The sequence below is a fragment of the Kitasatospora sp. NPDC085879 genome, from assembly GCF_040686255.1.
Taxonomy (GTDB): domain Bacteria; phylum Actinomycetota; class Actinomycetes; order Streptomycetales; family Streptomycetaceae; genus Kitasatospora.
Map to the genome: position 1 here is coordinate 1 of NZ_JBFBJZ010000210.1, position 1,121 is coordinate 1,121.

Below are 1,121 nucleotides of genomic sequence, written 5' to 3' on the forward strand. Positions count from 1 at the left end.
AGATCTCAAACGCGGTCTGACTGGGCGTTTTGCCCTTAAGTGGGCCGGTTTATGCCGGTTTTTGAGGCGCCCAGACTGCTCGCTTTCGGTGACGCTTGGGGCTCTGGTGACAGGAGTGCCGCCGTTACACGAATGTCCGCCGGAACTGTGTACATCGTCCTGTCTCATCCCGGGAAGCCTGGCTGGAGCACAGTTGTCCCCTGAGTTCCGCTGCCTCTGGGCGGAAGCGAGATTCCGCAGCATGCCGTCATCATGACGGATCGTCGACCGTATCCGAGCGACCTGTCCGACGCCCGCTGGGCCCTGGTCGAACCCACCCTCACCGCCTGGCGCCGAGCCCGAACCGAACGCGCCCTGGCGTTCGGTCGGCCTCCCGAGCACGAGCTGCGCGACCTCCTCGATGCGATCCTCTACGTCGACCGCACCGGCATCCCCTGGCGCTACCTCCCGCACGACTACCCGTCCTGGGAGACGGTCTACGCCTACTTCGCCCGCTGGCAGAAGGACGGCGTGTTCGAGCAGCTCAACGGCCTTCTCCGGCGGCTGGCCCGCACCGCCGAGGGCCGCGATCCGGAACCAACTGCGTGCATCATCGACTCGCAGAGCATCAAGACCTCCACGAACGTCCCTGTCGCCGGCCAGGGCGCCGATGTCGGGAAGCGGATCGTCGGCAGGAAACGCAACATCGTCACCGACACGATCGGCCTGCTGCTCGTGGTGCTGGTCACCGCCGCGAGCGTCCAGGACGGCACCGCCGGCCGACAGCTGCTGACCGCCGTCGCGGCCGAGCACCCCACCGTCCGCAAGGCCTGGGCCGACATGGGCTACAAGAACGCCGTCGTCGAACACGCCGCCACTCTCGGCATCGACCTCGAGATCGTCCGACGCGACCCCACCACCAGGGGATTCGTCGTCCAGCCCCGCAGATGGATCGTCGAGCGCACCTTCGGCTGGCTCATGAACCACCGGCGCCTCGCCCGCGACTACGAAGCCCTACCCGCCCGATCCGAAGCCATGATCCACGTCGCGATGATCAGCCTCATGACCCGCCGACTCACCGGCGAAACCACCCCAACCTGGCGCGGAACCTGACGTCCACAGTCAGGGACGAAACGCCCAGT

The 1,121-nt window shown here is 66.7% G+C and carries 1 protein-coding gene; it reads left to right on the top strand.

Annotated elements, in window-relative coordinates; translation table 11 throughout:
• Positions 1-252 precede the first annotated feature (252 nt).
• On the top strand, positions 253-1,092 hold the full coding sequence (locus AB0P35_RS42220) for an IS5 family transposase (RefSeq protein ID WP_363521947.1): 840 nt from the start codon (positions 253-255) through the stop codon (positions 1,090-1,092).
• Positions 1,093-1,121: the final 29 nt, after the last annotated feature.

What these genes read in the sequence shown, in the direction of transcription:
- AB0P35_RS42220 (WP_363521947.1), top strand. Translation starts at nt 253, where the DNA reads ATGACGGATCGTCGACCGTATCCGAGCGACCTGTCCGACGCCCGCTGG.